A 14,130-nucleotide genomic window follows, 5' to 3' on the forward strand; every position below is an offset into this window, starting at 1 on the left:
TGTCCTAAATTATATCTGTAAGACACTCAATGAGTGGCAAGCGCCACTCCAAATATCTTCACTTAAACGGCAATTTACGAACGTTACCTAGCCGGTTATCGACCTCAGATTCGCTTTCATCCCGTGTACACCAAACGAGGTCTGCTACTTGACCTGTGGGCGCAAATCCCGTGGGCGCCATTTTCAAAGTCTCAATAACGCTGCGGCAATCAAATTCCTGACTGGCTTTCATTAAACGATCGAGAATTTGCTCGACCTCGACCCACGACAATGCTGCCTCCCTGGCCATCATAATTCTAGGGTGGGAAGTACCCTGAGGATTGTCGCCAATCAGTAACTCTTCATAAAGCTTCTCTCCAGGTCGAAGCCCTGTAAAAATGATCTCGATATCCCCATCCGGCTGGTCCTCGCTTTTTTCAACCAGCCCCATCAAGTGAATCATTTTCCGCGCCAGATCGGCAATTTTCACCGGCTCTCCCATATCCAGAACGAAGACCTCTCCGCCTTGCCCCATGCTACCCGCCTGCAAAACAAGTTGGCTGGCTTCCGGGATGGTCATGAAATAACGAATGATATCCGGATGGGTTACGGTAATGGGCCCACCATCGCGAATCTGATCTCTGAACAGAGGAACCACGGAACCCGAGGAGCCAAGTACATTGCCAAACCGAACCATGGAGAAAATCGTCTTCGACTGTCGTTGCGCCAACCCTTGCAGCACCAATTCTGCCATGCGCTTGCTCGCGCCCATCACGTTGGTAGGTCGCACCGCTTTGTCCGTCGAAATCAATACGAACCGCTCTACCCCCGATGCAATAGCAGCTTCGGCTACGTGGCAAGTACCAAACACATTATTCTGAATACCTTCGATTACGTTGTGCTCTACAAGGGGCACGTGTTTGTATGCTGCAGCGTGATAAACCGTCTCCACGCCGAAAGCCCGCATCACAACCTCACATCGTTTACGGTGCACGACGCTTCCCAAAACCGGGTGCAGCTCGACATTAAGCCCCTCAACCTGACTGATGGCAGAGAGTTCACGCTCAATCCGATAAAGAGAAAACTCACTCTGCTCAAAGAGCACCAGTACACGAGGTTTGTGGCGAATGATCTGTCGGCAAAGCTCCGAGCCGATAGAGCCACCAGCTCCTGTTACCATCACGGATTTGCCATAGAGCGTCGCAGCGACCACAGCGGCATCCGGTCGAACCGGGTCTCGGCCCAACAGATCTTCCAACTCAAGATCCCGAATGTCATTAATTCTTGCTTGGCCAGCAACCAGTTCTGATACCGAGGGAACCGTCTGCACAGGTATGGACAGTGGTTCCAATTGCTTAAGCAATTCCTTGCGATCCACCAGAGAGTGAGGATCCAGCGCCAAAAGAATACGGCGTACATCGTACTTGGCCATATTCTTCGCAATCAGCTCAAAGCTGACCACCGGCAGTCCATCAATCATCGATTTATGATGGGCCCGATCAAAAGTTACAAATACTACTGGGCGGTACTCCGTTCCTTGGCGCAGCGCTGAAGCGAGGGCCATACCGGTTTCTCCGGCACCGACAATTGCAACGGGCTCTTTATTACGATGATGTGGATGATTCACCAACATACGGACACCTAGGCGAGTGCCACTCACGAAGACAAATGCCAGGGCTCCGTAAATTATCGGTACAGAACGGGGAACCAGCACCTGCAAAAGATACCCAGATACGATCAACGCGAGAGCTGAAAGGAACACGCCATACACGATCGTAAGGAATGCCTTGTCACCAAGAAAACGTATAACGGCACGATATAACCCAAGGCGAATGAAGACTGCGATTGTGAAGACAACCGTAATACCAGCAACAATCAGATGCCCACGATCCGGAACCCATAATTGCTGCTCCAGACGCAAGGCGAACGCTGCCCAGATCGCAAAGAACAATACCACTACGTCAGACGCTACGGAGATAATCCGCTTGTGCACTCTGGGCAAATTCAGAAAGGTATTAATCATTGTGAGTCCTTCACGCTAGGCACCTGATCCGGGCACTCTATCTCCGGAGCCCTTTCCTGAAACTGTCATGAGGATATATTTGAAGTACGCTCCGAGCGTCAAATTGTCCAGCATTTTCTGATCAGTTTCAGCCAGCAGCCTGGGGGTGGACATGTCGATACTGTTCACCTGAGCCAAGCCCGTGATCCCGGGCCTGAAAGCAAGCACTCCACGAAGTTCCCTGGCCTCAATCAACTCCTCCTGATTGAAAAGGCAAGGTCGGGGACCGACAAGGCTCATATCCCCCTTGAGCACGTTCCAAAGCTGCGGTAACTCATCGAGTTTGCTGCCGCGCAGAAACCGGCCAAAAGGAGTGATGGCGTTCGACGAAGCCAAGTGACTGGCGACCGATGCGGTGTCCTTTTTCATAGTACGGAACTTTACCAGCGTAAAAGGCTTCTTGTAGCGCCCTACACGCTCCTGCCGGAAGATAGGCGACCCTGTGTCTAACAGACCAACGAGTAACAGCAGCATCAATACCGGGGCCCCTAGAATTAATCCCAGTAAAGCGAATAAAACATCGAACAACCTGATCACTTACAGTCCTCACATGATCCAACAGACACTTACGGGTTTCGTTGGCTCGCTCAATCACTACCAAATAGATCCCGGGTGTAGACCTTTTCCCTAACATCCGCCAACTCCGGAACAAGGCGGTTTGCGATCACAACGTCACACTCATCCTTGAATTGTTCGACATCATTGATAACGTCCGACCCGAAGAATTCAGATGCTGTGATGACAGGCTCGTAAACAATCACCTTAACCCCCTTAGCTTTAATTCTCTTCATGACCCCCTGTATTGCAGAAGCTCGATAGTTATCAGAGCCCGACTTCATGATCAGGCGGTAAATTCCGACACACTTCGGGTTCTTTCGGAGCACAGCATCAGCGATGAAGTCCTTCCGTGTAGTATTGGCATCGACGATGGCCTTAATCAGATTCTGGGGCACATCCGAATAGTTAGCCAATAACTGCTTGGTGTCTTTCGGTAAGCAATATCCTCCGTAGCCGAAAGACGGATTATTGTAGAAATCACCGATGCGAGGATCCAGACAGACGCCACCTATAATCTGCCGGCTATCCAGCCCATGGGTCTCAGCGTAAGTATCCAGTTCGTTGAAGAAAGCAACCCTCATGGCGAGATACGTGTTCGCAAATAGCTTGATGGCTTCCGCTTCCGTGGATTCAGTAAACAGAACCTGGATATCTTCCTTTAACGCCCCTTGGCGCAACAACCCAGCAAAGGTTTGAGCGCGCTCCGACTGCTCACCAACAACGATGCGAGATGGGTGCAGGTTATCGTGCAGGGCTCGCCCCTCCCGCAAGAATTCCGGAGAAAAGATAATATTCTCGGTACCAAATTGCTTTCTTACTGAGTGGGTGTAACCAACCGGAATCGTAGATTTGATTACCATTAAAGCGTCGGGGTTTATCTCGACGACATCTGAAATCACCGACTCCACAGTTTTCGTGTTGAAATAATTGGTCTCCGGATCGTAATCCGTAGGCGTTGCGATAACCACAAAATCCGAATCTTTATAGGCTTCAACTTTATCAGTTGTTGCTTGAAGGCTGAGTTGCTTCGACGATAGAAAGTCCTCAATTTCCGGATCTTCTATCGGTGATTGTCTGCTATTCACCATTGCGACCCGTTGCTCATCAATATCGAGAACAAAAACCTTATTATGCTGCGAGAGCAATACCGCGTTCGATAAACCTACGTACCCTGTACCCACCACTGCAATCTTCATTTTTACCTACAAACCTATAGCAAAAGTAGTTTCATGCACGCGAATGAGCATAGTGTTGACCAATTCGCTCAAGCTCCAGCTCCGTGTTATCACAGGCCGCCCAGCCAAGCAGTTCGCGTGCCTTTTCGTTGTCGATCTCAAGGTCGCCAAATAGCTGGCTATACATGTCGCGCTTACCCAATGCCCCTAATGCGCCCGCCATAATTACGGGCGGCACGGGAAAAAGTCGCTCCGCTCGTCCCATTCCCCTTCTTAGCGACGCCAGGACATCCTTGGTAGAGACGGCCGATGTATCTGCCACAACAAACGACTGGCGAGCTGCCCCAGGATGGTCAGCGCAGACAACCAGAAAATCCACCAGTCCAGCCAGCGATATCATATTTCTACGATTTGTACACATGCCAAAAGGCAGAGGCGCTGGTGAGTTCGCCACTTTCAATAACCTGCCAAAGTTACCGGGCGCTTCCGAACCATAGACCAGCGGTGGTCGAACAATTGTCAGTTCTGCCGATTGTGCAGAGTTAAAAATCCTGGTCAGTTCCCTCTCCGCTTCAAGCTTGGATAGCGCGTAAGGCGAAACGGGATTAAAGGATGTGCTTTCAGAAACGGCAGCGCCACTCGTGCTGGTTCCGTGAACCCCGATAGAGCTGACGAATACGAACCGACGAACACCTGCTTCAATAGCCAATTTTGCAAGCCTGAGTGACGCATCGACGTTGGCGCGTCGAAAGCCCTCTAGTTGCTGCCTTTTGTCTCCGACCTTGCCATGGGCCTGCCCGGCCAGGTGAACAACACAATCGATATCCCCTGAAAATGCCTGAGAAAGATCCCCGGTTTCGAGATCTATTTGAAGGTAGGTTACACCCTCAGATTCACTTTCCTTGCAGCTGGAGCGCCCGACGCCAACAACACTTTTGCCAGTCTCACGAAACGCTTCACATAGGGCACGACCGACAAATCCGGTCGATCCGGTAACCAAGATCTTTTTGCCCATACGATCCTTCAATCCAGGTTCTTCATTGCGAGTAGTTCATCAAAGTAGGAGATGGTTTTACGTAAGCCATCATCAAGTTTAATGGTCGGCTCCCAACCAAGTTCCGAACGGGCCAGCTGGATATCTGGTTGACGCTGCTTGGGGTCATCCTGAGGGAGCGGATGGAAAATCAGTTTAGAAGATGAGCCGGTCAGCTCGATTACGCGTTCGGCCAATTCTTTTATGGTGAATTCACCTGGATTCCCGAGATTCACTGGCCCTGTAAATTCTTCCCGTGAATTCATTAACCGAACGAAGCCCTCGATCAAATCGTCGACGTAGCAAAAGCTTCGGGTTTGTTGGCCCTCTCCGTAAATTGTGATGTCTTCACCCTTCAAAGCCTGAACAACAAAGTTGCTCACCACGCGGCCATCATTCGGATGCATCCTCGGACCATAGGTATTGAAGATACGAGCCACTTTTATTGGCAAGTTATGTTGGCGGTAATAATCGAAAAAAAGTGTTTCAGCACACCGTTTGCCCTCGTCGTAACAGGAACGGATACCAATAGGATTCACCTTACCCCAATAGCTTTCCGGCTGTGGGTGCACCTCTGGATCACCGTAAACTTCGCTCGTTGATGCCTGAAAAATCCGGGCTCGAAGACGCTTGGCAAGACCCAGCATGTTAATGGCGCCATGCACGCTGGTTTTTGTGGTCTGTACTGGATCATGTTGATAGTGAACGGGGGATGCAGGACATGCGAGATTGTATATTTGATCTACCTCAACATAGAGAGGAAAAGTAACGTCATGTCTCATCACCTCGAAATAGGGGTTGTTCATCAAATGCGCAATATTGCGCTTTCGGCCGGTGAAGAAATTATCAACGCACAACACATCATGACCTTCAGAGAGCAAGCGCTCACAGAGGTGAGAGCCGAGAAAGCCGGCTCCCCCGGTTACCAGAATCCGCATATCACATACCTTTTTTCAAAAATCGAAAATACAATCCACCCAGAACATGGGTGAATGTGAAAGCATAGGCCGTAATCAGCGAACGGCCCGGAAACTCGCGGTGCACCATAAAAACCTTTCGCATCATCATGAGTTTGGAGCCTGAAATCTGCCCCTCACTTTTTCGATACCAAAGCAAAGGTGCATCTACCTTAACGCAATGCCCCACCAACTGAAGAATCCGGAGCCAGCAATGATAATCTTCGACAGCCTTATAGGCAGGCTCTTCCCGAAACGGAGTTTTTAACAGCAACTCTCTCGACACAAGCACACTGGACGTAGGAATCTGAGCCCTAACTGATTGCTGAAAATAAGAAACCTCTTGTTTTGAAGCGTCCGCTATCGGCCAAAATCGCAGACGGCGATCATCCGTAAAATCTATCATCGCACTACATATGAACGCAGACGCCTCGTCAGTTACAGCGTTAAGTTGAACACTCAGCTTTTCAGGGTGCCAAATATCGTCTGAATCCAGAAATGCCACCAATCTGGCTCGGGCCTCTCCGACGCCGACGTTTCTTGGTCCCGCCGGGCCACCAAAGTTCTTATCCAGCGTAACAAGACGAATACGCGAGTCCGATTCGGTTAGCCGCCGAACTCTGTCCCGTGTGTCATCTGTGGAACAGTCATCAACGACGATTAGCTCCCAATTTGGCTCAGATTGATTCAATACTGAGCCAATAGTGGCATCGATATACTGACCAGCGTTGTAGGCAGGCATCACAATAGACACCTTTGGTTCGCCTCGATTCATCCGACCCGATCTCCTCTCGCGAATTTTGCCCTGAAACCGTCAATCCATTTCAGCCCTGGCCGCCTGTCAATGTCATATTGAACTTTTACATCCGTTGGCGCCTTAAAATCCGATAGCTTTCCCCAATCAGCATTCTCCAATGCTGTCAGCACCTCATTTTCCTCCACTTCCGACGCAGCATGAACAGGATCGCCAGGAAAGATCCTTCCTTCCCTGAGCATATCTATTAATACCGAGGCGTCAGCGCCTTTGAAATAACAGTATTTCGTCGTCTCTAACGCCTTTACATATGGAACGAACTGAGGGAATCGGTGTGAACGCACGTATAGAAACCGGAGGGTCTTACGTCGAACCTCATTTGGGTCCAATGCTAGCTCCCCTTGCCTCTCTCTCAGATCCTGCTTCGAACGAAACACATGAACGAATCCGGCCTCTTGGTATGTTGACGGGCCCAAACACACCACCTGCTTACCGCACGCTCCCGCCTCTACCGCAGAGCTGCCGCCATTCAACACCACAATATCGGCCTGTTGAATCAGATCGTAAGTGTTAGCCTTTTCTTCACTTCGAATGCAATGAATTCCTCTCTGGGCGGCCCAACGAGTGTAGAGACATAGTGATCGACTTCCATCCACGCTGCCGATAGATTCTGACCAATTCGGATGGCAGCGAAGTACCACCTGGTTCGGTTTTACACCAAACGCCGCAAAGAAATCGTCCAGTGCCTCGGTGTTATCCACCCAATCTGTTCGCCACTCGACGTGACCTGCAAATTCGTTCTTGCTACTGGGCAAAACCAGCACTCGTTTACCATCGGTCTCCAGCGGCCAAGGGGCAGGTTCCGGATTCTTGTTATAAAGCCGCCACTCCAAAGAGTTTCTTTGCAGAAAACGATCACCAATCAACTTCCCGGCAATGGCGGCCTGAACTGCATTAAGGGGCTTGTCATCAAATTCTTGAACCAGATCACCAAGTGCCTTGAGTGAGAGGCAATTGCCATTAGGAATGAGTTGAATACCGTCCCCAAACCAGGTTCTCTCATGAGTAATGTACGGAATACCCACAGACTCGCAAGCAAATGTAACCGCGCGGGGTAAATCCATCCGCCCGTTAAAGCAAATAACACCTTCGATACCCTCATTCAAAATCCACTCTCGAGCACTCTCATAAACTTGGCTTATCGGCTCCGCCAAGCGTTGACGAACCTTTCGGACGGCTGGCTCATCCCATTCGCGCTCGGATTCCGTCCTCGTGAGTGTCGCAGAGCTTGATAAAGCAAGACGGTCCAGGTCAGCAGAATCTAAGTCTGAAGTTTTTGAATCGATCGATGTTATGCCATGGCTACGGTAGCTACGAATACCGCCTATGATGCACTGAGCGCATTCGCGAATACGAGACCGTCCCCGGAGCTCCCGGACATAGCAGGTATTGACTGCGGAGTCACATGTCAGAAAAACGACCTCATGGCCAGCATCCTCAAGCAGCCGAGCCATGAACTCAAGGTGCTCCGCATGGGGGCGGAACGAAAAGATATTGGTTAGACCTATCCTCATGAAAACCTTTCAGTAATTAGCATTTTAACTGTCCTCAATAGCAAGTGCGTCAGCCAAAAAAACAACCCGAGCCAGACCGAAATCAAAAACCCAGGAATATTCAACGGAAAGATCAAGAATGATAGAAACCAGTACGCCACCAAGAAAACCAAGGCGTAAGCAGCAAAATTTACACCGCATGCCCTTTGATAGCGTATGAGCCCCCCAGCGACTCCTCCTAATGTGGCCGCGAAGCATAGCATGCCCCAGAACCCAAAATCGTGTAGTAGTGACGCAGGACCCGGAACCCAAAGCCCGGCAAAAGCCGTGGGAGGGGCTTCTGCACCAAATCGCGAGAAAAGTACAGCAAACAATCCTTGGGGTGTAATCCAGCCTTGGGGCATACCCGACTGCACTATTTCTTGGGTCAGCCAAGTGCCATGGGTGCCATACAAAAGTACCAGGTGAAGATAATTGGAGACGTCCCGCCAGGCTCCGCTGGCGCTTCCGAAATCGCATTGAAGAAACGTGCCGCTTGTTAGATGACCGCAAATGTTCAAGTAGTAGTCGAAGGAACTGCCGTCACCGAAAGCGTGGCTCCGAAACCAGAAGAACACGGCAAAGACCATAGTTGCGACGATTGTAAGTATAAGTAACTTGGTGAAACTGAAAAAAGCGGGCCGATAGGTTTTCCCCACAAATTGGCGAAGAACAAGACTACCCAAACCAACCACAATCGCGAGCAGAATGGCCGTGCGGCCACCCATCACATAGGAAACGGCCGCCAATTCCAGGACGACAACTGAAGTAACAGCTATATGTACCCGGGTTTGTCGTTCTTCCCAGAACAAAATTGAGCGAATGAGTGGAAAAAGATAGGAGTAAAGAAAGAAATTACCGAAAATACTGAAAACCGTGCTCTGATGGTCCGCTGCGTTGAGGAGCGCGCGGCCTTTGGCGACACCCACCTCCAAATAGTCAATCCCTCGTAGGAAGTACCGGTCGTAAAACAGCGCTGCAATTGCAAGTGCTCCTAACACCAAGAGCACAAGATCCCACCGGAAATCAATCGTTCGATAGCTCAACCGCATTTCCGGCGAGCGCGCCGGGAACACCGCAATAACAACCCCAAAACCGAGGATAACCGCTAGCATCCAGACCAGCATCACGCCTAGATACCCCCAGTGGTACCCCTCGAACACCCATCCAGTGTACATAAAAGCACCGAGCACCGCTGGAAACGGTAAGAGTAACCAGGAAAAACCGATTCGGGGTCTCATATCAGAAATCACGCGACTGAATCACAGCTGGCCGGTGTCTCCCCGCACTTTCTCGCGAACCTGATTTGCAAATTGAAAAGACAGTACCGCCAAAACGCCAACAATAACCGACATCAAAAATACCAACGCCAGCCGGACAGGGAGGTCAAGCCCAAGCGACTTCTCTTTCTGCTGAGCTACTACCCTTATTTCGGCGTTCTGCATGCCTGCCAGACGCCCTTCCAGAGACACCAAGGTCTCAAGAACCCCCGACACCGAGGACTCCGAACCTTCTCCTCGACTAACCGTTTTAAGGCTTTTCTCAGCCACCTCGATTTGAGCCTTTAGTTTATCCTTCACCAATCGCACCAGTTCAGCCTGGCGCTCAACCACACTATTCACCAGAGCGGAATGCACTTTGTCGATTTCAGAGGCATTATCAGAGGCTCCTACCGAGGTTAAGATGATATAACCGCCCTCAACCTCTCTTGCATCTACCTCAAAGGATGGTACTTGATCGCGATTACCGCGGAACTCCCTCCAAACCCGAGGCAGCCACTGTGATTCAATGGATGTAATCACGCCCTCACTGGTCTCGATCAAATCACCTTCGCCATTTTCCGCCAGCTTAACGAGAGTGACGTATTGGTACTTCGGTTTGCTTAACAACTGAAAGCTTGCGCCCGCAATCAATACGAACACAAAGGCCCCCAAAAAAAGCTTTCTGAGACGGACCAGCAAAGCCGCCAGCTCAACCAGAAAAGACTCTGAAGATGACATTATGAACCTCTAAATACGGTTAACGACCTAAATTCGTTCTTAACGAGCGGGGTTCTGATCTCTGATAAGGTTGTCCCCAACGACCCAGCAACAAAAATTTTGCCCCCACCAAACAGAAACGGGCCATCGTAATCTACGAAAGCCCGCTTTCTTGAAGGTGGGCGGCAGTTTACGCCAAAAGCCTGATTATTTCAGCAACCATCACTTGAAGTTAAGACTCCCGGCTAATGTTAATGAGGACCGGCAACACTTCTCTTCAAATCCCACAATATCGAACTCATCTCCCAGCGATTCGAAACCAGTGCCGGAAACAGCCTAGACTTACCCCTCTGTCCCAAACATACTCATCGAACTCAAAGTAGCACGTTAATCAACAAACGTCGCCCTAGTCCAAAACACCCCCTTTTGAGGGCACTCGTGGCCACGTTGGAGCAGCATCGAAAAATCTACAATGCGAATATTTTTTCGGCCTCGGCGAGCAGAACGGCCCCAAAAGGCTAACCTGGATTCAAACCGCCTCGGGACAAAGGTTTACTGCTGCAAAGACAAAGAGGATGTCATCGCCACACCTAACGAAACCGCAAGAACAGAAGCAGGAGGAATATTGAGGCACCTCCATTCAAAAAAAGCTGGCGTTACACGCAACGGCAAGGCATGCAGTAGCGAGTACGAGATAGTAATGCCTTTCAATGACAAGGACTAGGGCGCGCTGACATTCAAGGTGGCCATGAGGCCAATGTTTTACTACGACATCTGACTCCTAATTGGCTCAACCACCAAACCGTTGAGGAGCAAGTTATTGGAGACACCACTAACCCTCCGGAAATCTCCGCTCCTTTGATCGCGAAATAAGGAAAACTAATGAGCCACCAATCGAATTCCATAATGGAAGTTAAGCAATCTCAACTTAAGGCCGCCTTCTCCAAAAATCATAAATCAAGAAAAATGGAAAAATAGGATAATATTTAAAATACCGCTTAATAAGCTTCGGCTCATCGATCATACGGTAAAGCCATCTCAAATGAAGCTTGTCAGCCCATGCGGGGTAGTATCTGATGCCAGCGGAAGCGGTTTGGTGAATGAACCCCCCACAGGTATAACCCGTACCGGACCAACCATTTTCTCGAAGCTTTATTAAGAAGTCCTCCTGTTTACCCGCACCCATGCCACATATCACAAAATCGGGATCCTCATTGATAATTCTAAGTTGAGTATCTTCAATATCTGACTGAGATTGGAAGAACCCATTACGATAAAATAGAATATTGAGCTTTGGATATTCTTCACGGACGACATTGACAAATTCTCCGACATCTTCTGCGGAAGCGCCTACAAAAACAATACTCTTAACATTATCCTCGCAGAAACCAAAAACCTCTGGTGCTAATGAGGTCATATCAAAAGACCTTCTTTTAACATTGAAGCCGAATAAATTAAGAAACCAAACCGCGAATTGACCGTCAACATACCAATGATCGATACCAGTGTACCCCTTTCTTCTAAGAATATATGAATAGGGATTTACGAATGAATTCAGGCACTTATTTTCGATCTGTTGATTTTTCGATAATTTATCTAAAACAGGTTTTTCGGCGGCATTTGTCACCAGAACAATCCTTTTGAAGCCAAAAATAAAGAAGAAAGCCAAAAAGAAGCGCATTCAGCTCATATGCATCAACATCTTCAAACATAAAAACCAATAGTGCTACCGGCATAGTTGCAATCGCCGGAAGGCTTCCAACTTGAGCAAATATAAAAGCTGAAATTTTATCGGCAGTTACTTTAACCACAAAGAACAGCCAGGCAGACAAAAATAGCAATGAAAAAAGACCGTGTTTTATAACATAGCCAATAAAGGTGGAGTGAGACCCAACGGGATAATCTGGTATCAAATCAATATAGGGCTTTATCCCTAGACCTGTAAGCAAGTTAATTTCGAACATCAAGTTTAATCCGACTTGATAAATCCACATTCGCGTCTCACTGGAGCCGCTTCGAGCAGATTGAACAGCTGCTAAAAAATTTATCTCTAAAAATAAATATAATATAACTGGAAGAAGAATAAATATTAGAATCAAGGACAATCTTCCGCGAATCAAAGAAAGAAATATCAAAATAGATATCGAAAAAACAACGATCCGCGAACCAGCAAACAGCGCAATGGAAAGTGAAAGAAAACCAATTATCAGCTTCGAAAGCGCCGGCTCCCCAGTTTTATGCAGATAGATTGAATAAGTCAAAAAAGAAAGTATTGCAGTTCCATTCACATACGGAGCAAACAGGGAAACGCGAGGCATTGTAATTCCACCAATAAATCCGACCCTAGATAAATAAACATCGGCCCATGGGTAAGAGAATACCAATGCATCCCTTCTAGCATAAGAGTAAACAAAGACAAAACAAGAGAGCAAGAAAAAGGAAAACAGAATCCGACGAGAAAAACTGAGCACCGATTGTGGCACACCGGGCCTTGCACACATCAAGTATCCTGCTGGAATCAACAAGAACACAGCCATATTATGCAGAATATTTGGAACTCGGGCATATTGAAATTCTGAATTCCAGTAAAAGCCAATTACGAGAGACAAAAATTGATATAAAAAAAATAATAAAAATCCATCAATCACCGAATCACGCTTACCTGTGGCGGTTTTAAAGAACCATAGAAAATATGGAATGAAAAATAATAGATATAGACCCAAAAACCAAAAAAATGGGTAAGAAAGGGCATAGTATTTTTTAACTGGCCTAACTGCTATGCGCACCTGTAATTTCCGAACAGAGTAAATAAATGGTAGCGGGATCGAATTGGCGCAAAAAACAATCTCGTTTTTTCAAAGAATTCAATATCAATTCGCACCGTAAGGTAAAAGCTATTCTTTAAGATTCTTAGAATCATAGCAGCTCCCTTAGCAATTCTAATTGATCACCCCTATCTTCGTGAGAAATTTATCGTAAGAGCTCGGACTTGATTTTGCAAGGTTCAAAACTTTTATATTATCGTAGAACCTTCTTATATTCATAAGTATAGTGCTTCCCTCACCTAGAACTAGCACCACGTTCTTGTAAATCTCGGGCAAAAGTTCTCCAGGCATTTCTCTGGGACACAAAATAAGTCTCTCATCACTCAAAACTTCACTTTCGATCTCTACATCTGAAAAGGGATGAAACTTTAAAATAAATTGAAGATCGGAAAAACCGAGCATTCCAGCATTTGATTGGGCATTACTTACCAACTTTGAAATATCTGATTCCTGACTTTGTGGAACGAATATTATGCACTTTTTTCTTGTGTCGTCACTCTTGCCATAAATATTTCTATAGCGGTGAGCCAACAACCTCAAATTACTTCTATAATCTTTTTTAAAGCTTAGCTTTTTTACCGGTTTTGATTTATTCTCTGCCCTCACGCTTTCCGGGTATGAATAAAGCCCATCAAAGATATATTTCGATGTTCCAATTACATTTATTGGATCATAAAATCCACCGAAGAGCACCTTTATAATAATTTCTTTATATATGTTTCTAGCAACATAGTGTGAGTTGTAGGCTGCGCTTCCGTCCTCGATGTAGTGCACGGTCGAAAAATTTATTCGACTTAAAATAAGTTGAACTTCTGGTGCGAGATCGTTAAATACGTAGACATGTTCATATTTTCGGTCGGTCAGATGACGAATATTTTTTTCAAAGCGGGTTGATATTGGGTTCTTATTATTAAAGAAGTAAGAAGGTATCTTATCCAGTAATGCAGACGCATCTACATATTTAAGGTTTTTAATTAGGTCAGAGTGGCGAATTATTTCGTAAAAATAAAATAAGCATCCGTTCTGATCAATGAGTACAACGAGGTCCTCTGGCTCACGTTTATCTGAGCAAGTTGCCGTTATAACATGGAGCGGTGTAAGAGCGATAAATAGGTTATGCATATTAACTCGGTTGCGAATACTGCTTTGAGACAGAGGAATATAAAGTCTCGACCAGACCGTTTTAAAACGAAGCCTTAACCGAATGATCAAACACA

12 protein-coding genes are annotated in these 14,130 nt (G+C 47.4%); all 12 read right to left on the bottom strand.

Features of this window, described 5'->3' with window-relative positions:
* Positions 1–58 precede the first annotated feature (58 nt).
* Positions 59–2,002, bottom strand: a complete 1,944-nt coding sequence (locus AC0J1C_RS11785; protein ID WP_473044046.1) for a polysaccharide biosynthesis protein — start codon at positions 2,000–2,002, stop codon at positions 59–61.
* A 15-nt stretch (positions 2,003–2,017) separates the two neighbouring features.
* The gene (locus AC0J1C_RS11790; protein ID WP_473044047.1) at positions 2,018–2,578 is read right to left on the bottom strand and encodes a sugar transferase; all 561 of its coding nucleotides are present in this window, start codon (positions 2,576–2,578) and stop codon (positions 2,018–2,020) included.
* Positions 2,579–2,628: 50 nt separating this feature from the next.
* Positions 2,629–3,795: a nucleotide sugar dehydrogenase gene (locus AC0J1C_RS11795; RefSeq protein ID WP_473044048.1), complete on the bottom strand. Its 1,167-nt coding sequence runs from the start codon at positions 3,793–3,795 to the stop codon at positions 2,629–2,631.
* A 31-nt stretch (positions 3,796–3,826) separates the two neighbouring features.
* Positions 3,827–4,789: an NAD-dependent epimerase/dehydratase family protein gene (locus tag AC0J1C_RS11800; protein WP_473044049.1), complete on the bottom strand. Its 963-nt coding sequence runs from the start codon at positions 4,787–4,789 to the stop codon at positions 3,827–3,829.
* Between the two features lie 8 nt (positions 4,790–4,797).
* The gene (locus AC0J1C_RS11805) at positions 4,798–5,745 is read right to left on the bottom strand and encodes a UDP-glucuronic acid decarboxylase family protein (RefSeq protein ID WP_473044050.1); all 948 of its coding nucleotides are present in this window, start codon (positions 5,743–5,745) and stop codon (positions 4,798–4,800) included.
* 1 nt (position 5,746) lies between these two features.
* Complete coding sequence (locus AC0J1C_RS11810) at positions 5,747–6,538, bottom strand: glycosyltransferase family 2 protein (protein WP_473044051.1); 792 nt, start codon at positions 6,536–6,538, stop codon at positions 5,747–5,749.
* Complete coding sequence (locus AC0J1C_RS11815) at positions 6,535–7,683, bottom strand: capsule biosynthesis protein (RefSeq protein WP_473044052.1); 1,149 nt, start codon at positions 7,681–7,683, stop codon at positions 6,535–6,537. The genes AC0J1C_RS11810 and AC0J1C_RS11815 overlap by 4 nt, the downstream gene beginning before the upstream one ends.
* A 404-nt stretch (positions 7,684–8,087) precedes the next feature.
* A complete protein-coding gene (locus AC0J1C_RS11820) occupies positions 8,088–9,239 on the bottom strand; it encodes a hypothetical protein (RefSeq protein WP_473044054.1) in 1,152 nt (383 codons plus the stop codon).
* Positions 9,240–9,371: 132 nt separating this feature from the next.
* The gene (locus tag AC0J1C_RS11825; protein WP_473044056.1) at positions 9,372–10,109 is read right to left on the bottom strand and encodes a hypothetical protein; all 738 of its coding nucleotides are present in this window, start codon (positions 10,107–10,109) and stop codon (positions 9,372–9,374) included.
* Positions 10,110–11,016: 907 nt separating this feature from the next.
* On the bottom strand, positions 11,017–11,715 hold the full coding sequence (locus AC0J1C_RS11830; RefSeq protein ID WP_473044057.1) for a WecB/TagA/CpsF family glycosyltransferase: 699 nt from the start codon (positions 11,713–11,715) through the stop codon (positions 11,017–11,019).
* Positions 11,681–12,874, bottom strand: coding sequence for a hypothetical protein (locus AC0J1C_RS11835; RefSeq protein ID WP_473044058.1), 1,194 nt, complete (start codon positions 12,872–12,874; stop codon positions 11,681–11,683). Before AC0J1C_RS11835 ends, AC0J1C_RS11830 begins: the two co-directional genes overlap by 35 nt.
* Positions 12,875–13,027: 153 nt before the next feature.
* Positions 13,028–14,035: a glycosyltransferase family 52 gene (locus AC0J1C_RS11840; RefSeq protein WP_473044059.1), complete on the bottom strand. Its 1,008-nt coding sequence runs from the start codon at positions 14,033–14,035 to the stop codon at positions 13,028–13,030.
* Positions 14,036–14,130 lie beyond the last annotated feature (95 nt).

The sequence above is a fragment of the Marinobacter sp. E2 genome (assembly GCF_055755345.1).

Excerpts from the sequence above, each read along its gene's own strand:
- AC0J1C_RS11805 (WP_473044050.1), bottom strand. The coding sequence starts at position 5,745 with ATGCGGATTCTGGTAACCGGGGGAGCCGGCTTTCTCGGCTCTCACCTC.
- AC0J1C_RS11800 (WP_473044049.1), bottom strand. The coding sequence starts at position 4,789 with ATGGGCAAAAAGATCTTGGTTACCGGATCGACCGGATTTGTCGGTCGT.
- AC0J1C_RS11785 (WP_473044046.1), bottom strand. The coding sequence starts at position 2,002 with ATGATTAATACCTTTCTGAATTTGCCCAGAGTGCACAAGCGGATTATC.
- AC0J1C_RS11810 (WP_473044051.1), bottom strand. The coding sequence starts at position 6,538 with ATGAATCGAGGCGAACCAAAGGTGTCTATTGTGATGCCTGCCTACAAC.
- AC0J1C_RS11795 (WP_473044048.1), bottom strand. The coding sequence starts at position 3,795 with ATGAAGATTGCAGTGGTGGGTACAGGGTACGTAGGTTTATCGAACGCG.
- AC0J1C_RS11825 (WP_473044056.1), bottom strand. The coding sequence starts at position 10,109 with ATGTCATCTTCAGAGTCTTTTCTGGTTGAGCTGGCGGCTTTGCTGGTC.
- AC0J1C_RS11840 (WP_473044059.1), bottom strand. The coding sequence starts at position 14,035 with ATGCATAACCTATTTATCGCTCTTACACCGCTCCATGTTATAACGGCA.